This is a genomic window from Polyangium sp. y55x31 (genome assembly GCF_029946505.1).
Taxonomy (GTDB): Bacteria; Myxococcota_A; Polyangia; order Polyangiales; family Polyangiaceae; genus Polyangium.
This window is the reverse complement of the sequence record NZ_JARZHG010000033.1, coordinates 98530-119446: the sequence shown is the minus strand read 5'-3', so window position 1 is coordinate 119446 and position 20917 is coordinate 98530. Positions and strand designations below refer to the sequence as shown.

General features: G+C 68.9%; 17 protein-coding genes. 5 read left to right on the top strand and 12 right to left on the bottom strand.

Features of this window, described 5'->3' with window-relative positions:
• The first annotated feature begins 265 nt into the window (after positions 1-265).
• A complete protein-coding gene (locus QHF84_RS38425) occupies positions 266-1201 on the top strand; it encodes a fatty acid desaturase (protein WP_281318522.1) in 936 nt (311 codons plus the stop codon).
• Positions 1202-1232: 31 nt separating this feature from the next.
• Positions 1233-3701, top strand: coding sequence for a M1 family aminopeptidase (locus tag QHF84_RS38420; protein ID WP_281318521.1), 2469 nt, complete (start codon positions 1233-1235; stop codon positions 3699-3701).
• Here QHF84_RS38420 and QHF84_RS38415 read toward each other — a convergent pair whose 3' ends face one another.
• From QHF84_RS38415 to serC, 5 genes are all read right to left on the bottom strand, one after another.
• The gene (locus tag QHF84_RS38415) at positions 3702-4445 is read right to left on the bottom strand and encodes an MBL fold metallo-hydrolase (protein ID WP_281318520.1); all 744 of its coding nucleotides are present in this window, start codon (positions 4443-4445) and stop codon (positions 3702-3704) included.
• A 159-nt stretch (positions 4446-4604) separates the two neighbouring features.
• Complete coding sequence (locus QHF84_RS38410; protein ID WP_281318519.1) at positions 4605-5087, bottom strand: general stress protein; 483 nt, start codon at positions 5085-5087, stop codon at positions 4605-4607.
• A 1335-nt stretch (positions 5088-6422) separates the two neighbouring features.
• Positions 6423-7478 (bottom strand): hypothetical protein, encoded by a 1056-nt coding sequence (locus tag QHF84_RS38405; RefSeq protein ID WP_281318518.1) that lies wholly within the window; start codon positions 7476-7478, stop codon positions 6423-6425.
• Positions 7479-7530: 52 nt separating this feature from the next.
• Positions 7531-8967, bottom strand: a complete 1437-nt coding sequence (locus tag QHF84_RS38400) for a serine/threonine-protein kinase (RefSeq protein ID WP_281318517.1) — start codon at positions 8965-8967, stop codon at positions 7531-7533.
• A 174-nt stretch (positions 8968-9141) separates the two neighbouring features.
• A complete protein-coding gene (serC, locus tag QHF84_RS38395; RefSeq protein WP_281318516.1) occupies positions 9142-10230 on the bottom strand; it encodes a 3-phosphoserine/phosphohydroxythreonine transaminase in 1089 nt (362 codons plus the stop codon).
• Between the two features lie 117 nt (positions 10231-10347).
• Between serC and QHF84_RS38390 the strand changes: the two genes are divergently transcribed.
• Positions 10348-11463 carry a pyridoxal-phosphate dependent enzyme gene (locus QHF84_RS38390; RefSeq protein WP_281318515.1) on the top strand — a complete coding sequence of 372 codons (1116 nt, stop codon included), beginning with the start codon at positions 10348-10350 and terminating at the stop codon, positions 11461-11463.
• Positions 11464-11485: 22 nt separating this feature from the next.
• Here QHF84_RS38390 and QHF84_RS38385 read toward each other — a convergent pair whose 3' ends face one another.
• The 4 genes from QHF84_RS38385 to QHF84_RS38370 form a co-directional block, all read right to left on the bottom strand.
• Positions 11486-13051 (bottom strand): hypothetical protein, encoded by a 1566-nt coding sequence (locus QHF84_RS38385; RefSeq protein WP_281318514.1) that lies wholly within the window; start codon positions 13049-13051, stop codon positions 11486-11488.
• Positions 13052-13182: 131 nt separating this feature from the next.
• On the bottom strand, positions 13183-13812 hold the full coding sequence (locus QHF84_RS38380) for a hypothetical protein (protein ID WP_281318513.1): 630 nt from the start codon (positions 13810-13812) through the stop codon (positions 13183-13185).
• Between the two features lie 5 nt (positions 13813-13817).
• The gene (locus tag QHF84_RS38375; RefSeq protein WP_348652915.1) at positions 13818-14960 is read right to left on the bottom strand and encodes an acyl-CoA dehydrogenase family protein; all 1143 of its coding nucleotides are present in this window, start codon (positions 14958-14960) and stop codon (positions 13818-13820) included.
• A gap of 143 nt (positions 14961-15103) precedes the next feature.
• Entirely contained in the window at positions 15104-15304 is a 201-nt protein-coding gene (locus QHF84_RS38370) for a hypothetical protein (RefSeq protein ID WP_281318511.1), read from the bottom strand.
• Between the two features lie 91 nt (positions 15305-15395).
• Here QHF84_RS38370 and QHF84_RS38365 point away from each other — a divergent pair, with 91 nt between their 5' ends.
• Positions 15396-16607, top strand: a complete 1212-nt coding sequence (locus QHF84_RS38365; RefSeq protein WP_281318510.1) for a hypothetical protein — start codon at positions 15396-15398, stop codon at positions 16605-16607.
• Between the two features lie 6 nt (positions 16608-16613).
• Here QHF84_RS38365 and QHF84_RS38360 read toward each other — a convergent pair whose 3' ends face one another.
• Complete coding sequence (locus tag QHF84_RS38360) at positions 16614-17675, bottom strand: rhomboid family intramembrane serine protease (protein ID WP_281318509.1); 1062 nt, start codon at positions 17673-17675, stop codon at positions 16614-16616.
• 108 nt (positions 17676-17783) lie between these two features.
• On the opposite strand from QHF84_RS38360, the gene apaG reads away from it, so the two are divergent.
• The gene (gene apaG, locus QHF84_RS38355) at positions 17784-18170 is read left to right on the top strand and encodes a Co2+/Mg2+ efflux protein ApaG (protein WP_281318508.1); all 387 of its coding nucleotides are present in this window, start codon (positions 17784-17786) and stop codon (positions 18168-18170) included.
• Positions 18171-18232: 62 nt separating this feature from the next.
• Here apaG and clpA read toward each other — a convergent pair whose 3' ends face one another.
• Together clpA and clpS are read right to left on the bottom strand one after the other, a co-directional pair.
• Positions 18233-20557, bottom strand: coding sequence for an ATP-dependent Clp protease ATP-binding subunit ClpA (gene clpA / locus QHF84_RS38350; RefSeq protein ID WP_281318507.1), 2325 nt, complete (start codon positions 20555-20557; stop codon positions 18233-18235).
• Between the two features lie 5 nt (positions 20558-20562).
• Complete coding sequence (clpS, locus tag QHF84_RS38345; protein WP_272423647.1) at positions 20563-20886, bottom strand: ATP-dependent Clp protease adapter ClpS; 324 nt, start codon at positions 20884-20886, stop codon at positions 20563-20565.
• Between the last annotated feature and the right edge of the window lie 31 nt (positions 20887-20917).

The following is a 20917-nucleotide window of genomic DNA, read 5'->3' as shown; positions in this document are numbered from 1 at the left end:
GCCGTACTTGGGAGCGACGTCTTCCCTGTCGACAGCGCGCATCGCGCGCTGTCGCCCCGGGTCCAGCGCTTGCGCTGGTCCGGGTCCAGGGGCGGACAGCCCCTGGTCGGGCCCGGGGTGAAACCCCGGCGCTACGCCCCCAAGTGGGCCTCGTGGCCCGGTGAGGTCCAGCCCGCATTTTCGACGCCCTGGACGGTCAAAAATGCGCTAGAGAGTGTCGAACTTTCGACACACGTGGGCTGGGCTTCCCGGCGGGTGACTTTTCATGCTTCGTTACCGAGCCGACATCCGGACGTTGTGCTTCGTGGCGATCTACTTCGCGCTCGTGGCCGTGCAGTGGGTGACTGCGCCGAGCGCGCTCTGGATCGCGATCCCGCTCGTCGCGTTGACGTGCGTGTTCTCGTTCCTCGGCGCCGTGGCCACGCACAACACCGTGCATTGCCCCGTGTTCAAGCAGCGCTGGGCGAATCGGGCGTTCCAGGTCGTGTTGACGTTGACCTATGGCCATCCCGTCAGCGCCTTCGTCCCTGGCCACAACCTGAGCCACCACAAGCACACGCAGACCCGGCGTGACGTGATGCGCACGACGAAGGTGCGGTATCGCTCGAACCTCCTGAACGGCCTGCTCTTCATGCCGACCGTGGGCAGGGACGTCTTCCTCGCCGACATGCGGTACTTCAAGGCGATGTACCGAAAGAACCCGCCCTGGTTCCGGCAGATGATCCTCGAGGCGACGGTCTTCCTCGGCACGATGGGCGTGCTGCTCGCGCTCGATTGGAAGAAATTCCTGATCTACGTGCTGATTCCCCATCAGTATGCGGCCTGGGGCATCATCTCGATGAATTACCTCCAGCACGACGGCTGCGATCAGAAGAGCGAATACAACCACTCGCGGAACTTCATCGGCAAATTCGTCAATTTCATGGCCTACAACAACGGCTACCACACGATCCACCACATGGAGCCGGGCCTGCACTGGAGCCTCCTGCCCGCCGAGCACGCGAAGCGCGTCGCGCCGTTCATCCACCCGGAGCTCGATCAGCCCTCGATGCTCGTGTATCTCTTCCGCACCTTCGTCTGGCCCGCCAAGCGCCGCATGTACGATGGAAAGCCCGTCGAGATCCCCGACGAGGGCCCCGACGAGGAGTGGATTCCGCCGCCCCGCGAGGTTCGGCACGACCTCGGCGCGATCGCCATGTAGCTTCCCGAGCCCGCCCGGGTAGCATGGTGACATGCGCCCTCTTCGCCTCGCTTTTCTTTCCGCCGTCTCCCTCCCATTCCTGACCACCGGCTGCGGTAGCTCCCCGCTCGAGGAAGCCTCGCGCGGCTACGATGTCGAACGATACGTGCTCGAAGGCGCGTTCGACTGGACCACGCGTAAGCTCGCCGCGACCGTCTCCGTGACGCTCACGCTTACTGAGGATGCGCCCGCGATCGCCCTCGATAGCCACGTCTCCGTGAAAGCCGTGCGCATCACCGGCGTGGAGGATCCCGCGTACGAGGTCGACGCCCAGCGCGGCGTGCTCGCGATCTCGCTGGAGGACGCGTCCAGGGTCATGAAGGGACGAACCATCCAGGTCGACATCGATTACGAGGCCGGCACGAGTGACAACCTTTATGCCATCTCCCCGCGGCTCGGGGATTCCGTCCTCGGGCGTGCGCTCTACACGGACTCCGAGCCGATGGGGACCTCGTGGTGGATGCCTTGCAACGACGATCCGAGCGATCGCGCCACGTTCTCCGTCTCCCTGAAGATCCCGGCCCAGGAGCAACTCATCGCCAATGGCAGGCTCGTGTTCGACGCCGAGGAGGGGCCGGACTCGCACCGCGTGCGATACGAGACCGGCTGGACGCTGCCGACCTATCAAATGGCGTTCGCCGTGAGCCAGTTCGAGGTGGCCAAATGGCAGACGGAGACCGGCTTGCCCGTCGAGGTCTGGCATCGCCGCGATCTGCCGGGCAGCCACGCCGAGATGGCGAAGGCGCTCGCGGGCATGATCGATCGCCTCGTGCCGCTCGTCGGCCCGTATCCCTTCGAGCGATACGCCCTCGTGCTCCTGCCATCGTTCCCCGTGGGCGGCATGGAGAACGCGGGGATCTCGTTCCAGCGCGAGACAAGCAGCACGGAGCCCACGATCGCCGGTGATTTCTACCTCGCCGCGCACGAGCTCGCACATCAATGGTTCGGCGATCTCCTCACCGTCGCGACCTGGGACGACCTCTGGATCAAGGAAGGAATGGCGAACCAGCTCGAATACGAGGCCGGGCGCGCGTTCACGGACGCGAGCGGGGAGGGGACGCTGCACGGGGATCAATTCTTCGGCGAGGACGGGGTGCCCATTCGTGATGGATCCCTCGCGCCGGACGACAAGTACACGTCGGGCCCGTACGGCCGCGCGGCCTGGCTGCACACGCAGATCCGGAGCGTGGCGGGCGACGCCGCGTATTTCGAGACGCTTCGGAAGATCCTCGACACGCGCGGCTTCGGCGCGATCGGGACCGATGCATTCGTCGATGCATTCTCGCAGGCCCTCGGGCCGGAGGCGACGGCGCGGGTGCGGCGCGCAATCGACGCGAAAGCCATGCCGCGGATCGAGCTGCAAGCGGAGCCGAACGCCGCATTCGCCCTCGTGCTCGACGACCCCGACGGGGCGCTCGTCGCGCCGCTCGTGGTGCGCTGGTACGGCGCGGATGGGTCGGCCGAGGAGGTCTCGCTCCTCGGAGGCGCGCGGGCCGTGATCCCGGCCGCGGCGACGGACATCTTGCTCGTCATGGATCCGGACGACGTGCACCCCAATTTCGAGCTCACTGGAGACGGCGCACTCGCGGAGGCATGGACCTCGGCGCGCGTGCCGCTCTCGACGAACGGAAACACCGTGCTCGCGGGGCTCGGTGGGGCGGCGCAGATGAATGCGCTCCGGGTGGCGAGTTTGTCGGGCGCTGCGATGATGACGCCGGCCGAGCTCCCGGGGCTCCTCGGCGAGCTCGACGCGGACGGGGCGAAGGCGATGGCCCTGCAGCTCGCTTGCGTGCTCGCGTCGCTCACGCTGGACGCGGCGGAGAAGGAGGCCTGGGCGGCGGCCCTCGCGCCGCTGCTCGAAGGGGGCCCGCCGTCGTTCGGGCTCGGGTGGATCGGCACGGGAGGGCTCGGCGCGTGCAGCGACGTCGTCCCGCTGGACACGCTCTTCAGCGTGGAATGGCCGAAGCTCGAAGCCGGCCTCGCGGACGAGGGCATGACCCTCTCGCGGCTCCAGTACCTCGCGGCCTTTCAGCTCTCCGAAGATCGCGAGCTCGCCACGTTCGGCAGGGTCGCCTCGAAGGCTCCCTCGCTCCGTGCGCGGCGTATCGCGCTGGATCACCTGGCGCGGCGCGCGCGCGACGTGACCTCGGAGGCGTGGGTCACGTTTTACCTCGACCTGCTCCACGCCACGCGGACCTCGGAGACCTTGCCCTCGGCGATGAACGGGGCCTCGTGGGCGGTCTTCAATACGGGCGCGGGTCTCGGCGCGTTCGTGGACGAGCTCGGCGACATCCTGCACGACGAAGCGACGCGGCCGGTGCACGCGCGGGCCATCTGCATCGGCGTGCGGCTGCTCTCGGAGGATCCGGCCGCGACGAAGGCATTCCTCGGCGGCCTCGCGGACGCGCCCCTCTCGGAGCCGGCGCGGGCGCTCCTCCGCAAGCCGGAGACGTGCCTCTGATCAGATCTCGAATCGCTCGCCCTCGCGCGTGCAGGTGATGGGCGAGTGCTCCGGGTCGTGAAAATCGGGGTAATGAATGAGCCGCATGCGGCGCTTCACGTCCTCCGCGAGCCCCACGAGCGAGGCGAGCGGCGTATGGACGCCGAGGTTCGTCTCGTGGAAGAAGAGATCGGCCTCGGCGAGCCAGTCGATCAACGTGGGATCAAATGCCGTGTCGGCGCTGTAGCCGAACCGTGCCCCACCCGCGGAGAATCGCAGCGCCGAGGTGGGGATGTGATGAATCGTCGGCCGCCATTCGAGCGCGAGATCGCCGATGGAGTTCGTCCCGGCGCCGAGCGGCGACACGTCCGCGTAATCGTCCAGCGTGAGCGACGATCGCGTCCCGTCGGGCGACATGAGGGTATCCATCCCGCCCTTGAGGCGTGTCTCCCACAGCCCCGCGAGCACGTCCGGGGCCGCATGGAGCCGGGCGCGTTTCCCCGTCACGAACCGCCGATAAAAGAGGAGCTGCTCGAGGCCCCCCACGTGATCGCCGTGCAGGTGCGTGATGACCACGTGATCGATGTCGGCGAGCCCGATCGGCGGTCCCCCGCGCGCGCCGAGATCCCCGAGCGCCCGTCCGAGCGCGGGCGGCGCGTCCACGAGGATCCGCGTCGACCCGGCCTCGACGAGGAAACAGGCATTGAAATAACGCGTGGTGAAGGCGTCCCCCACGCCGACGACGCGCACGACGAGCGAGCTCACGACGGCCTCCCGCCGTGCGGCGTCGTTCCCTGGGTGTTCCGTGGAGACATGAGCATGGCGCGCCCCGATGGTGCCCCATCACGGCGAGCCGAGCCAGCGGCCTTCCGCGGCCCCACGCGAGGGGAGCGACGGGCGCCGCTCCCCCGGCGAACGATAGGGTCAATGGGTGCCGCGTGCCTCACCACCCTTGCGCCCAATCTGGGCCATGTGGGCCCGATCGCTCGACACGGCCTCGCCGCCCTTGCGGCCGATCTGCGCCATGTGCTCGCGGTCCTGGCTCACGCGCTCGCCGCCCTTGCGGCCGATCTCGGCCATGTGCTTGCGGTTCTGGCTGACGACCTCGCCGCCCTTCTTGCCGGCCTGGCGCGCCTCGTCGGGCGTGAATTCGTGGGCCGTGCCCTTCTCGTGCGCCGCTTTGCCGCCCTTGCTCGCGATGGCGCGCTGCTTGTCGCGCTCCATGGCCGCGAAGCCGCGCTGCGAGGCGGGCTTGCGCTCGGTCGTCGGCCCGAGGTCGCTCGAAGAAACCGGCCCCTCGTGCTCCTCCGCCGCCGATTCGGCGCGCTCCTGCGACGCCTCCGCCTGCTTCATGTCCTCGGCCTCTCCGCTGTTCCTCGCGGTCTCGTGCTGGTCCTTCTCGATCATTTGCCCCTCCTTGGTGACGCCCCGCTCGATGCTCCAGCCGGGCGCCGTGTTGCTTCGCGGATTGCTGTTGGGCCGCGCGAAATGACGTCAAGCTGCGCTCGGTAGCGCGTGTTCCCGCTGCAATGAGAAATGGTCGTGGAGCGAGCGCTCTCGTGCGCGCCGGCTCGGTTTGCGCGCACGCTCGTGTTTTGCCGCGACGAACGGCGGAGCTCGAGCATGGTGGAATCGGGCCGGACAGACGACTTCATCGGGTTTGGCAGAGCCTCATTCTCGATGCTGCTACACGCGGGGTCGCTCGCTCGCCCGGTTGCTTCGGGCGAGCGGACGATCTCGACGCCTCATGGAAAGGGTCTGTCCCGTCCTTACCCGAGCGAGCGCACGACGGCGTGCGGGCAAGGAGGTGCACACCCCTCCGGCGCATACGCTCGCCAATCAAAGAAGGGACCACACGGCTTCGCCGCGATGGACGCTTCTGCAATCGGGCGAGCGCGACGGCAATCTTCGATGCACGAGCCCGCCCATCGGCTTGCGCAAGCACGGCTTTAGCGGCCGCCCTCGGCCGTGAGGTTTTTCGCGGCAGATCAGGCGCGATACGCCAAACCCGCCCCACATTGCGCCAAGCGGGCCGGGTTTTTCGGCGATGTGGAGTAAGGCGAGGGCCTTACGCCCCCGAGCGGGTGTCTACGAAGCTGTGTGGGCCAGAGCGATGGTGTGGATATCCGCGGGGGCCCGCCGGACGTCGAAGGCTGTTCCTCGTGGATGTGATCCCTCCGTCGGCGGCGCGCCGACGCCCCCCCGAGACCGTGCCTGGACGCTCATCCACCGCGTCGGGCCCGTGGTTCGATGTGGACCAGGCTGCGCCGATGTCGGTCCCGGGAGCAGGCGCCGGCCGCGCAGCGCCCTCCGGGCCCCCTAGAGCGCGCGGGCGAGCGGCGCGGGCCATGGGGCCCTCGCGGCCCATGGCGACGCAGAAACGGCCGAGGACGCGGTCCACGGCGGAGCGGCCGAGCCCGGCGGCCCTGGCCAGGGTGCGTCGGGACGAGCGGCGAGCGCTCTCGGGCGTGACGGGGGCGTGCGTCGCGACGTACGCGACGTCATGGCCGTCAGCGCAAGCGAGCACGATCTTCGCACGCAGCGTCCGCCTGTGTTCGTGCGTGTCCTTCCCGGTGGGGGCCCGGGCGAGCGCTTCGAGCCCGAGCGTTCGTCGGGGCTTGTCTCCATCGGCGGGTTCGTTCGTCCCCCCGAGGGTGAACATGTGCCCAGCCCCCCGCACGTTCCGACGTTTTCGTCAGACGACCGAGCGGGACCTCGACGCCGAGCGTTCGGGCGAGGTCGTCAGAAGGTGCCGCGCAGGCCGACGCTGCCGATGCCGACCCAGGGCTCGACGCTCGCCTTGGTGGGGGAGGCGGGCTTGGCCTTGGGGGCCGTCAAGAGGAGGACGACCCCTGCCGTGAGGCCGACGCCGCCCACGACGAACAGGGCGGTCGAGAGCGTGGCCTTCGTGTCGATGCTGCTCCGGAGGTTCACGTAATTGCGAGGCGAGACGGGGGTGTCGTTCGTCTGGCTCTTGTTCGTGCAGGGAGTGTCCCCGTTGACCTCGCGCTCGCAGAAGGCCTCCATGTCGCTGCGCGTGGAGTAGGCGCTGATCAGCGCGCCGAGGCCGCCGATCGCGGCCGCGCCGCCGACGCCGAGGCTGACGTAGCCGATGAGCCGCTGCGTCGCGCCGGGCGGCGCCTTGGTCGGGCTTTCGCCGCCGCCGGGGGGCGTGACGATGTCACCGCCGCCGCCGGCCTCGGCGCCGGTCTTCGGCTTGAGCTCCAGCACGGCGCGGGCGGCTTGCTTCTCGTCGACCTTGAGATCGATCGCGGCCGACGACGCCGGCGTATCGGCCTCGACGCGGTGCACGCCGGGGTTCAACGGCGTCTTCACGCCGATGAGCGCGCGCGGAAAAACCTTGCCGTCGAGCATGACGGTCGCGAGCTCGGCGCCGGCGCCTTGCACCGTGAGCTCGATCGTGGGGATGCGCGGCGTGAGCGCGGCGAGCTCCTTCGCGGCCGTCTCCTGCGCGTCGCGGAAGGCTTCGGGGGCCTTGTCGTCGAGCTGCAGGATCGTGATCGAGCGATACTTCTCCGCCGCCTCGACGAGGCGTCCGAGCTTCTCCAGCGTCCGCGCCGCGAGGAGTTTCACGGTGGGCGCGTTGACGAGCGCATCGGCTCGTTCGAACTTGTCGAGCGCGTCGGCGTACTTGCCTTGATCGTAGAGCGCGAAGCCCTCGTCCGCGAGCGCGCGAGCGGCGATACGCACTTGATCGTTGATCGGCTGCGCCCACGCGGGCGAGGCGCAAAGAGCTGCGCTCACGAGCAGCGAGCCGATCCCCTTCGACAACCGCATCGTTTTCCTCACGCTCCTTCGAGCCGTACGCAAGCGGATGCGCCCGCGTACGTCAGATCCCCCAGTCGGGCTTCTTCTTGTTCGTCGTACCCGTTTTCTTGGTCGTCGTCCCGCCCTTGTTGATCGGGTACCGCGTGGTCGACGTCGGCGCTGCGCTGGTCGTGGGTGGCGTGTCGGTGGTCCCCGCCGCAGGCTCGCTCGTGGGAGGCGGCTCGGGCGTGGGCGCGACCGAAGCCGTCGTCGGCGCGGCGACCGTCTCCTTCGGAGGCTCTGCTGCGGGAGACGCGGAGGGCGGCGACGCCGAAGGGTTCGTCGCGTCCGTCGTCGCAGGCGGTCCGCTCGTCGAGAGCAGCACGACCACCGTCGCGGCGCCGATCACCACGGCCGCGAGCGCGCCCGCGATCACGGCGGGCCGCGTCTTCTTTTGCGGGGGCTGCGTCTCCGCGACGGCCGAGACGAGGCCGCGGTGGGTCATCGTCGACGCGTCGGCGCGCGTCTTGGCGAATGCCGAAGGCTCGGGGCCGGGGCTCGAGATGCGCGCCTGCTGTTGCGGCACGACGATGTTCGGCAGCGACGGGTGCGTCTGGTTCAGCTTCCAGATGCCCGATTGATCCGGGCAGAGGATCCAGCGCAGCGACTCGGCGAGCTCCTTCGCGGTCTGGAAACGCTCGTTCGGCTCGCGCGCGCAGGCCTTGGCGAACCACGCGTCGAAGCCATCGGGGACGGGCGCGGCGGCGGAGGGCACGGGCAGAGGACGCGCGCAGATCTGCACGATGAGATCGCCGAGCGCTTCGCTGTCGAACGGACGCACGCCGGTCACGCACTCGTAGGCGATGACGCCGAGCGCCCAGAGATCGGCGCGTTGATCGATCGTCTTGTTCCCGAGCGCTTGCTCGGGGCTCATGTAGCAGGGCGTGCCGACGACCGATCCGGTGCGCGTCGCGACGCCGCCCTGGCTGCCGAGCACGCCGCCGCCGATGGCCTTGGCGATGCCGAAGTCGAGGACCTTCGCGATCTCGTCCTCGTCGTTGCGCACGAGGAAGACGTTGCTCGGCTTGAGGTCGCGGTGGACGATGCCGGCCTCGTGCGCCTTGCCCACGGCGCGCGCGATGTGCGTGATGATCGTGGTGGTCATCAGCGGCGGCAGCACCCGCACGCGTTCGATGCGCTGCTCGAGCGTCTCGCCCTCGAGCATCTCCATCGCGATGTACGGCAAGGCTCCGTCGTAGCCGTGATCCTGGATCTGCACGACGTGCGGCGTGCGCAGCGCGGCGGCGGCCTTCGCCTCGCGGAAGAAGCGCTGCACGATCTCGCTGTTCTCGTTCGCCCCACTCGATCCGAGGAGATCGACGTCGATGAGCTTGATGGCGACGGGCGCGCCGAGCGTCACGTGCTCCGCGCGCCACACTTCGCCCATCGCTCCTTTGCCGAGGAGATCGATCAGGCGATATTTCCCGGCAATCACGGCTCCGGGGCCCAAGCTACTCATGCTCGTCCCAGCTTACTCCAAGTCACACCGAGCGTGGAAGGATCGTGCTTGCGGAAAAGTACGATGGCCCCGCGCGATCTACGCCTTCACGCGACCGTCAACGTCACGCCGGTCCTTCCGCGCGTTTCAGGGGGCGGACCTCGGGACCGGGGTCATCTGCGATCTACGTCACCGTCATCCCGCTAGCTTCGCGAAGTCCTTCATGAAGCGAACGAGCACTTCGACGGAGGCGAGCTCCACGGCGTTGTAGAGCGAGACGCGGATGCCGCCGGTGACGCGATGGCCGGCGAGGCCCACCATGCCTTGTTTCGCCGCCTCGGCGACGAACCGCTTCTCGAGCTCCTCGGTGGGGAGCCGGAAGACGACGTTCATCACGCTGCGGCTCTCGCGCTCGACCGGGGCCTTGTAAAACCCCGCGAGCTCGTCGAGCGTGCCGTAGAGCAAGGCCGCCTTCGCCCGGTTTTTCCGCTCGATCTCGGGCAAACCGCCCTGCTCCTTGGCGACCGCGAGGACGTTCCGCACGAGGTAGATCGCGAAGGTCGGCGGCGTGTTGTAGAGCGAGTTGTTCTCGGCGTGCGTCCGATACTGGAAGATCTTGGGGATGTCCTTGCGGCCCTGCTCGACGAGGTCCTTGCGCACGACGACGACCGTGACCCCCGAGGGCCCGATGTTCTTCTGCGCGCCGGCATAAATGAGCGCGTACCTTCGGACATCGATGGGACGCCAAAGGAAATCGCTCGACATGTCCGCGACGAGGGGGACGTTGCCCGTGTCCGGGACGTCGTGCCACTGCGTGCCGAACAGCGTGTTGTTCGTCGTGATGTGCACGTAAGCCGCGTTCGGATTGAGCGAGAGCTCGCTCTGTCGCGGGATGCGCGTGAAGCGCTTGCCCTCGGCCGTCGTCGCGGCCACGCGGACCGTGCCGATCCGCCCCGCCTCCTCGTACGCCTTCTCGGACCAGCCGCCCGTCAGGACGTAATCCGCGCTTTTCTCCGGGGGCAGGAGGTTCAGCGGCACCATCGCGAACTGGTGGCTCGCGCCTCCCTGGAGGAAGAGCACGTGGTAGTCGTCGGGGATCGAGAGCAGCTCGCGGAGGAGCGAGAGGGCCTCGTCGTGCACGCCCTCGAACGCCTTGCCACGGTGGCTGTGCTCGATGATCGACATGCCCGTGCCCTCGAAGTCGAGCAGCTCGCGCTGGGCGCGCTCGAGCGCGGCGAGGGGGAGCGCAGCAGGTCCGGCGTTGAAGTTGTGCACGCGAGCCATCGATCGGGTCTCCTCCACGAAGAAGACGCGCCGGGCGGCGCGCCTCGTGGCGCGACCCTATAGCACGAGGGCGCCTCCTGGCGGAGCCGCGCGCAGGGTGCTCTACTCGAACCGGCAATGAAAAACGACGCGGCAGTCGGGACGGCCCCGGCCGCACTCGCGGAAGGCCCCCGCGAGCCGCGGCTCTTCGCCGAGTTCCCCGCCCTCGCCCGCGAGGTGCCATGGCTCCCGCTCCTGTCCGGTCCCACGCCGGTCGAGCGCTGCACGGCAATCGCGCGTTACCTCGGGCGCGACGACGTGTGGATGAAGCGCGACGACCTCGCGTCGCCGCTCTTCGGCGGCAACAAGGTCCGGCGCTTCGAGCACATCCTGGCCGACGCGAAGGCGCGCGGCGCGCGCGAGATCCTCACCGTCGGCGGCCTCGCCTCGACGCAGGTGACCGCGACGATCCTGTTCGGCCGCGCGCTCGGCTTCGACGTGACGAGCGTGCTCTTCGACCAGCCCATCACCTCGTTCGCGCGCCGATCGCTGCTGCTGCAAGCATCTGCGGGCGGGCGCCTGATCCACGGCGGCGGCTACGCCCGCACGGCGATCCTCACGGCGAAGGAGCTCGCGCGGGCGCGCAAGGCGTACTTCGTGCCGCCCGGGGCGTCGGGGCCGATGGCGAACCTCGGCTACGTCGGGGCCGCGTTCGAGCTGGCCGATCAGGTCGAGCGGGGCGAGATGCCGCGGCCGGATCTGATCGTCCTGCCCGCGGGGAGCGGCGGCACGGTGGCGGCGCTCTCGCTCGGCATGATGCTGCTCGGCTGGCCGACGACGGTGATCGCCGCGCGGATCACCGAGCGCTTCGCCTGCAACCGCGTGACGTTGCGGCTGCTCGTCGAGGCGACGGCGCAGAAGCTCGCGCGCCACGCGGGACCACGCGTGCTCAGGCGAAACCTGCCGGCGCCGCGCTTCGAGGTCGATCACGGCGTCGCGGGGCGCGGATACGGGCACCCGACGCCCGAGGCGATCGAGGCCGCGCCCGAGGTGACGCGCCTGCTCGGCGTTCCGGGCGAGATCACGTACAGCGGCAAGGCGCTCGTGGGCCTGCGCCGCGCGTGCGTGGCCCATCCGGGCAAGACGATTTTGCTGTGGAACACGCTCTCGGCGACGTGGCCCGAGCCTTCGATCGGGCCGGAGGCGTTACCTCCGGCCTTTCATCGGTTTTTCGAGGGGGACGTCCCGATCTAGGCGCGGAACGGTCTTCCGCCCGTCACTGGAGCGGGGGCGGGTAGGGCGGGCCGAAGCTCTGCTCGGCGATGTCGTCGTAGGTGAAGAGCGGCGTCTTCGCGGCCTCGTCCGAGTAGAGCGGCTTGACCACGCAGCCGCGCGCGCCGCACTGGTTCGACTCGCGGAACGCCACGTCCGCGACAAGCCAGAAGCGGTTGCCGCCGGACAGGCCCTCGCCGTCGGTCGGGGTGAACGTGATGGGCGTCTCGGGGTCGTAATAACCCTTCGGCCCGAGCTCCGCGGTCAGCGCGCCGTCGCAGAAGATCTTGACCGTCGGGTGGACGTCGTAGGTCTTGTCGTCGTTGCTGAAGTAGTGGACGCCGACGCGGAACCACTGGTTCTTCGGCGGGAAGTCGACGTTCACGTTCTCGGGCGCGCAGAAGTCGGAGTCGTCCGGGTTCGAGAGCGTCGGATCACAACTGATGTTGTCGAGGTCGAGGCGCGGGTTGTGGCAACCCTGGCCGAGGATCTGCCAGTCCTGGCCCACGCCGCGCGGCGCGAAGTAGCAGGTGTTCTTCTCGAAGACCGGGTCGAGGTACCAGGACACGGGCTCGGGCGGCTGCACGTTCGCCGGGAACCAGGACGGCGCGTTGAACGAGGGCGGCGGCGAGAAGTCGCTGAAGACGCAGTTCGACCACGCGCAGTCCTGCGGCGCGCCCGAGACGGCCCAGGGCTGCGTGTTGTTCGGCTGGTGCAGGTGCAGATCGAGATCCACGCCGTCGCCGCCGAGGTTGTGCTCCCACTCGAGCTCGACGCGCAGGCCCGGCGCGCCGACGAAGAGCGGATACGTGCACGACGCGGTCCCGCCGCCGGCGACGCCCTTCGTGTACGTCACGGTGTACTCGCCCGACTGGAGCGGCTTGAAGTCGTCGATGGGGTTCGAGCCGGTCACGCCGGGGCAGGGGCTCACGCCCTCGGGGCAGGTGACGGTCCACGTCTCGGAGCCCGGCAGCGCGTCAGCGCTGTAGTTCCCCGTGCCGTCCTTGAGGTTCACGTTGACGAACGGCGCCGTCGTCATCGGGTGACAGGCGTTCGTGTCGTTGAGGAAGCAGAGGTCGGTGGCGTGGACGCCGCCGATACACGACGACCAGTACCCGTTCTCGCTGCACTTCATGGTGCCGTCGAAGCAGCCCGGCGTGCCGCGGTACGACGGGTCGCCCTTGAAGCACGGATGCGCCTGGCCCGCGGCGCAGGGGCAGTTCTCGTCCGCCTCGCCGTCGCAGTCGTCGTCCGTGCCGAGGTGGTCGGGGTCGCAGAGTTCCTCGGGCCCGCACTTCGTGCCGCAGGGGTTCATCGGGACGTCGATCGGCGCGTCGGTGCCGCCGTCGTCACCGGGGATGAAGATGCCGCCTTCGCCGCCCGTCCCGCTCGAGCTCGACGTGGGTGGGCGGCCCCCACCGCTCCCGCCGTCCCCGGTGGAGCCACCTTCGCCGGGTTCGAACTTGTTGCCGGTGGACGTGGCCGCGCAGCCGGCGGCGATGGCCGCGCCGCTGGCGAGGCCCGCGAGTACATAAAAAAGCGGTTTCAAGGAGCGGCGACGGCGACGCATGAGACTCCTTCCGCCCCAACCGGGGCGCGATGGCTGAACGAAGAAAACAGTCGTGTGAGGAAGCGCGCCGCGGCCGGGGTTCGGGCGGCGCGGCGCACACAAGTGTACCGCGCCGTGGGCTGCGTCGAGGGCTATTTGGCGCGCAGGCTTTCGACGAATTTGTCGAACGCGGGCTTCGCGGCGGTGACGGTCTTCTCGGGGCCCGTGAGCTTGAAGAAGGTCAAGGCTCCATCGGTCTCCACGATCGCGCCGAGCAGCGCCCATTTCGGCTTCGGACCGGCCGGCGCCGCGCCCGGCATGCCCATGCCGCCCGAGAACGTGCCGTGGATCTCGACGACGGTCACGGAGAGTTCACCCACCTTGCGATCCTGCCGCGACGTCGTGTCGTCCTTGCCGCGTTCGAACTGGCCCGACCAGCGCTGGACGTTCTGATCGATCGTGCCGCCCGCCTGCGTGACGCTCATCTCGGCGTCCTCGGAGTCGCCCTCGGCGCGCGGGATCTTGAAGGTCGCCTTGCGCATCGGGCTCGGGTTCTCGACCTTCTGCCAGCCCTCGGGGACGTCGTAAGCGACGTCGGTCGGGCCTTTGCGTTGCGGCGCGGCCGCGCCCGGGCTCGCGCTGCCCGTGGGCGCCGCGGGGGCGGGGCGCGCCTTGTCCGGCGCGCCGCTCGGGGGAGGCTCGGGCGTCTTCTCGCACGCCGTGAGGGCGAGGATCGCGACGGGCACGATCAGAGCAGCGAGGCGTCGATTTCGCGTTCCCATGGTGGCTAGTAGCCCTCCGTCTTGCAGATGATCTCGTTCATGATCCCGCGCGTCCCGCCGCCGATCGGGTAGAGCCGCGCGTCGCGATAGAGCCGCTCGACGAGCGTCTCGCGCATGTAGCCGTGTCCGCCGAAGATCTGGACGGCCTCGTCGCAGACGAACGAGCAAGCGTCCGTCGCGGTGTTCTTCGCCATCGCGGCGAGGCCCGTGACCATGTCGCCGCGCAGGTGACGCGCGATGACGTCGTTCATGAGGGCGCGCGCCGCCGCGATGCGCGTCGCCATGTCCGCGAGCTTGTGGCGCAGCACCTGGAAGCCCATGATCGGCTTGCCGAAGGCGCGCCGCTCGCGCGCGTAACGCACGGCCTCGTCGTACGCGAGCGAGGCGATGGCCACGCAGTTGCCGGCGAGCAGCAGGCGCTCGACGGCGAAGTTCGTCATGATCGGGATGAACCCGGTGTTCTCCTCGCCGATGAGGTTTTCCCGCGGGACGCGGCATCCGTCGAAGACGAGCTCGGCGGTGTCCGAGGCCCACCAGCCCATCTTCGCGAGCTTCTTTCCCACGGAAAAACCCGGCGTCCCGCGCTCGATCACGAGCAGCGAGATCCCGCCGTGCCCTTCGCCTCCCGTGCGCACGGCGGTGGTCACGAAGTCGGCGCGGCAGCCCGAGGTGATGAAGGTCTTGGCGCCGGTGACGACGTAGTGATCGCCGTCCTTGACCGCGCGCGTCTGGAGCGAGGCGACGTCGCTGCCGCCGCCGGGCTCGGTGATCGCGAGCGCCGCGATCTTCTCGCCCGCGAGCACGGGCGGGAGGAAGCGCTTCTTTTGCTCCTCGGTGCCGAAGTTCAGGATCGGCGGCAGCGCGATCGCGTGGCTGCCGAGGCCGACAGCCGTGCCCACGGACGTGCCGCCGACGATCAACTCCTCGGTCGCGGCGATCATGTGCGAGAGATCCCCGCCGGATCCGCCGTAGGCCTCGGGGTAACCGACGCCGAGCATGCCGGCGCGAGCGGCCTTCTCGTAGAGCTCGCGCGGGAACTCGTTCGCCTCTTCCCAGGCGTGGGCGAAGGGCGCGATCTCACGGCGCGCGAAGCGACGAATCTCGTCGCGCAGCCGCGCGTGCTCGGGGGTCTCGTGGAGCGAGGGCAGGGATGTCACGGGGCACGATCCGTTCCGGGCGACGAGCTCACGACGAGCGAGCTCGTGCCGCTTGCATGCGGATGTCGCAGGGGCGGAGGTGGGGTTCGAGGCAGGGGATTTTCAGGCTCCGGACCGGAGCCTCGTCAACCGCCTCAACCACCTCCACCGGGCGCGGGAGCCGCAGCAGCGCCGGGCTGCCCGGCAGGAGCCGCCGGAGCAGGCGGGGGCGCCGGAGCCGCCGCGGGTTCAGCCTTGATGGTGATCTCGTCGGGCCGCGTCAGGGACGAACAGGCTGTCGCCGAGAGCGAAAGAACCACGACCGCGAAGGCCGTGATGGATCGTCGGGAGAGCACGGGGGGACGTTACCACCCGACGGGCCCAGGGATCCATCCCACTTCGGCCCCCTGCCGCGACGCACCCCGCTCGTGCTACCAAGGAAAGCGCATGGATCCCGCCTTTCGCCGCGCCTACAACGCCGCCTTCGGACCCAATACCTACGCGGACTACCTCGCGCGCCTCGAGCGCCGGGTGGGCTCGAAAATCCCCTTCCGGGTGGCCGAGACGCCGCTCTTCTTGCCCGAGGGGCTCCGCAACTACCTCGCGAAATCGGCGACCGAGATCGTGCAGCAGATCTCGCGGCCGAACGTGATCGAGACGATGAAGCGCGCGATCCCCGCGCACCTCGACGCGCCGGGGATGGACCCCTTGCCGAACTGCGTGCAGGTCGACTTCGCGATCGTACGCGGGTCGAGCGGAGAGCTCGAAGGCCGCGTGGTCGAGCTGCAAGCGTTCCCCTCGCTCTACGCGCTCATGGTGCTGCAGGCCGAGGTCATGGCCGAGACGCTCCGCACGATGCCGGGGCTCGATCGGAAGTGGTCGATCTTCTTCGGCGGGCTCGATCGCGAGGCGTTCGTCGCGCGCCTGCGCAAGGCCGTGGTCGCAGGCGAAGATCCGGCGAACGTCGTGCTGCTCGACATCGATCCGCCGAACCAGAAGACGTATCCGGACTTCCTCGCGACGAAGGAGCTCATCGGCGTCGACGCGGTCTGCCCGACGGCGCTCGTGCGCGAGGGGCGCAAGCTCTTCCGCAAGGTGAACGGCAAGCTCGTCGAGGTGCGCCGCATCTACAACCGCGTGGTCTTCGACGAGCTCGAAGCGCGCAAGATCGAGCTGCCGTTCCGCTACACGGAGGAGCTCGACATCACGTGGTGCTCGCACCCGAACTGGTACTGGACGTGGTCGAAGTACACGCTGCCGTACATCGATCACCCGGCCGTGCCGCGCGCGCGTTACCTCTCGGAGCTCTCGGAGATCCCGAACGATCTCGAGCGCTACGTGCTGAAGCCGCTCTTCTCGTTCGCGGGCTCGGGCGTGAATGTGGATCCGACGAAGGAGGACATCGCGGCGATCCCCGCGTCGGATCGGCACGGCTGGCTCTTGCAGGAGAAGATCACCTACGAGCCCGCGCTGCAGATGCCCGACGGAGCGGGCGTGAAGGGCGAGGTGCGGATGATGTTCCTGCGCGCGCCCGACGAACCCGCGCCCGCGCTCGTGCTGAACCTCGTGCGGCTCTCGCGCGGCAAGATGCTCGGCGTCGATCAGAACAAGAATCTCACCTGGACCGGCGGCACGGTCGGGCTCTGGCCCGTCGACTGATTCGAATCAGAACGGCCAAACGAGTCGGTACGGCAAGGCCAAGCGCCACGCGCCGAGGATGAGCGCGACCGTGGCTCCGAAGAGCCCCATCTGGAGCCACGGCCGCGGCGAAGGCCGCGTCTTGCGCAGGACGAGCGCCGCGCCGAGGCCCACCACGACGCCCGCGACGAACCCGAAGAAATGCGCGCCGAGATCCGATTGCGGGCTCGCGCCGAGCGCGCCGAGCAGCGCGAGTCCGCCGACGATCGGCGCCGCGATCTCCTGCATCGAGCGCTTCCGCCCCGCCGCGTGATCCCGATCGAGCGCGAGCTGCGTGGCCGCGAGCAGCCCGATCGTCCCGAAGACCGCGGTCGACGCGCCGATCGAGCGATGCACGTCGTTTCCCATCGCGTGATACAGGGCCGCGTTCGCGACGTTGCCGAGCGTGCCCGCCGTGAGGATCGCGAGCGCGGAGCCGCCTGGCCCGAGCCTGCGTTGCACCGCCGACGCGAAGATCGCGCCCGAGATGACGTTGCCGATGACGTGCGACGAGTCCGCGTGCAGCGTGAGCGCCGTCAGCGCGCGCCAAGGCTCCGCGCCGAGGACGAGGTCGCTCTCGGCGCGGCCGCGCTGGAACCAGAACGAGTTGTGCGCGACGGGCCCCGTGACCAGGAAAAACAGGGCGAGAGCAGCGAAGAGGAGCGGCGCGACAATCGAGGGCGCGTGCCGCGGCCGCTCGCGGACCTTCTGCGGCGGCCAATCCCGATTTTCGGTCTCGTACCGATCGATCGAGGTCGACGCCTGATCGTAGTCCTCGTCCCGCACGACGAGGACCCAGCCCCGGAACGTCCAGCGCATCATGTGCCAGACCGACATCGACTGCAGGACGAGCGACCAATCCCGCGCCTTGCGCTCGTTCACCGGGCCGATGGCCGTGAGACCCGGCAGCGGGTCGACCGGCACGAGCCCGCCCGGCGTCGGGGGAGACGCCGCTCCCGTGACCCCCGCGAAGGCGGAAGGCGCGGCCAGGGAAGAGAGGGACGGGGCGTGGGCCGCGGTCTCGCCTGAATGGTCGTCGTTGTCGTTCACGGTTCGGGGAACGTGCGAACGAGCATGAGGGCTGTCAACACGGCCCGGGTTTCCGACACCTCCGAAAGTCCCCTTGTGGACGGCCCGGGCGCGTGGCACGGCAGGGGCGTGTCCACCGCCATCACGAACGGAATCCGCGTCAACGTCACGACCCAGTACGTTCCGTCGCAGTCCATGCCGAGCGCGAGGCGTTACGTGTTCGCCTACACGGTGCGTATCTCGAACGAGGGCAGCGAGGCCGCCCAGCTCCGCACCCGGCACTGGATCATCACCGACGGCAACGGGAAGGTCGAGGAGGTGCGAGGGCCCGGCGTCGTCGGCAAGCAGCCGACCCTCCGGCCCGGAGAGCACTTCGAGTACACGAGCGGCTGCGTGCTGGAGACGCCGCGCGGCACGATGCACGGCACCTACCAGATGTTCCCCTCGAGCGGCGGGCCCGCGTTCGACGCGGAGATCGCGCCGTTCACGCTCGCGATGCCGTATTCGCTGAACTGAAACGAAAACGGGGGCTCCTCCCGTGGGAAGAGCCCCCGCATCGTTTGCCTGCGTGCGTCGCGTCAGGCCTGTGCCTGTGCCTCGGTCTCCTTCGGCGTCTCGACCTTCTTCTCGTCGGCCGGCGGCTCGTTCGGAACGAACGAGAACGAGAGCGCGCCGTCCTTCAGCTCGACCACGGCCTTTCCGCCGTGCTCGAGCTCGCCGAAGAGGATCTCGTCGCCGAGGCGAGGCTTGAGCTCGCGCTCGATGACGCGCCCGAGCGGACGCGCGCCGAAGGCCGGATCGTAGCCCTTCTTGGCGAGGTACTCGCGCGCCTCGTCGGTGACCTGGATGGTCACGCCCTTGTCCCCCACGAGTGCTTCGATCTCGCGGATGAACTTGTCGACGATGCTGCCCATGACGCTCGGATCGAGCGGCTTGAACATGATGCGCGCGTCGAGCCGGTTCCTGAACTCCGGGCTGAACACGTTCTTGAAGGCGCGATCGTCGTCGCCGACGTTGCCGCGCTCGCCGAAGCCGAGGCGCGTCTGCGTGAGCTCCCGGGCGCCGACGTTGCTCGTCATGATGAGCACGACGTGCCGGAAGGAGCTCTTCTTGCCGTTGTTGTCCGTGAGCGTGCCGTGGTCCATGACCTGCAGGAGCACCTGGAAGATGTCCGGGTGCGCCTTCTCGATCTCGTCGAGCAGGAGCACGGCGTGCGGCGTCTTCGCGATCGCCTCGGTGAGCAGGCCGCCGCGATCGAAGCCGACGTAGCCGGGCGGCGCGCCGATGAGGCGCGAGACCGTGTGCCGCTCCTGGTACTCGCTCATGTCGAAGCGGAGGAACTCGATCCCCATGACCTTCGCGAGCTGCTTGGCGAGCTCGGTCTTGCCGACGCCCGTCGGGCCCGTGAAGAGGAACGAGCCAATCGGCTTCTCCGGCGAGCGCAGACCCGCGCGGGAAAGCTTGATGGCGCTCGCGAGCTGCGAGACGGCCTCGGCCTGGCCGAACACCACGCCCTCGAGCTCCTTCTGCAGATCCTTGAGCTGCGCGCGATCCGAGGTCGAGACCTGGCGCGGCGGGATCTGGGCCATCTTCGCGACGACGATCTCGATGTCGGGCACGTCGACCGTGTAGTCGTCGCCGTGGGCGAGGCGCGCGGCCGCGCCGGCCTCGTCGAGCAGATCGATCGCCTTGTCGGGCAGGCGCCGGTCGCGGAGGTAGCGGTCGCTGAGCTTCGCGGCCGCCTCGAGCGCGGCGTCCGTGAATTTGACCTTGTGGAACTCCTCGTAGTGCTTGCGCAGGCCTTCGAGGATCTGGCGCGTCTCGTCGACCGAGGGCTCGTTGATCTCGATGCGCTGGAAGCGGCGCGCGAGGGCGCTGTCGCGCTCGAGGTGCCCGCGGTACTCCTGGAAGGTCGTCGCGCCGATGCAACGCAGGCGTCCGGAAGCGAGCGCGGGCTTCAAGAGGTTCGAGGCGTCCATCGTGCCGCCGCTCGCGGCGCCGGCGCCGATGATCGTGTGGATCTCGTCGATGAAGAGGATCGCGCCCGGCTGCTTTTCGAGGGCCTTGAGCACGCCCTTCAGCCGGTTCTCGAAGTCGCCGCGGTAGCGCGTACCGGCGATGAGCGCGCCCATGTCGAGCGCGTAGATCGTCGCGCCCTTGATCGCGTGCGGGACGTCGCCCTTGACGATCTTCATGGCCAGGCCCTCGGCGATCGCGGTCTTGCCGACGCCGGCGTCGCCGATGAGCAAGGGGTTGTTCTTGCGGCGGCGCGCGAGGACCTGGATCGTGCGTTCGAGCTCGATCGTCCGGCCGACCAGCGGGTCGATGCGCCCGCTCTCCGCTTCCTTGTTCAGGTTCACGGTGAACGAGGCGAGCGGATCGCGGCGGCTCTCGCGGCCTTCGCCCTCGGCCTCGGCGGCGTCCGCGCCCTCGGTCGCGTCCTCGGGGCCGACCTCGTCGTCCTGGCCGTCCTTGGCGATGCCGTGCGACAGGAAGTTCACCACGTCGAGCCGCTGCACGTCGGCCTCGCGGAGCATCTGCACGGCGGGCGAGTCGCGCTCGGAGAAGACCGCGACGAGGACGTTGGCGCCCTTGAGCTCTTTCTGGTTCGTGTTCTGGACGTGCACGGCCGCGCGGCCCACGACGTTCTGGAAGCCGAGCGACACGACGGGCTCGCTCTCGACGTGATCGGGCAGCGCCTCGATCTCTTCTTCGAGGAAGCGCTCCAGGCGCTTCTTCAGCTTCGGTAGATCTCCGCCCGCCTTGCGGATCACGTTCGCCGTCTCCTCGTCGAACGTGAGCGCGTAGAGAAGGTGCTCGACGGTCACGTACTCGTGCCGTCGGCGGATGGCCTCGTGCGTGGCCAGCTTGAAGGCGATCTCGACCTCGGGGCTGATCTTCATGGTTCCTACTCGGGTTCGGCCGAAAGCCGGAGGGGCATGCCGTGTTGCCTCGCGAAGCTCTGCACCTGGGTGACCTTCGTCTCGGCGACGTCCTTGGTGTAGACGCCCGCGACGCCGCTGCCCTTGTGGTGCACGCTGAGCATGATGTGCGTCGCTTCCGTGTCGGTCTTGTGAAAGAACTTCACGAGCACGAGAACGACGAATTCCATCGTCGTGTAGTTGTCGTTGTGGAGGACGACCTTGTAGCGGCGGACCTTCTCGACCTTGCGCTTCTTCTGGGTCGCGAGATCGCCCTCGTGGTCCTCTCGTTCACGCGGATCGTTCGCCATACGTCTGGGGGGGCCGAACAGAATAGCAAGC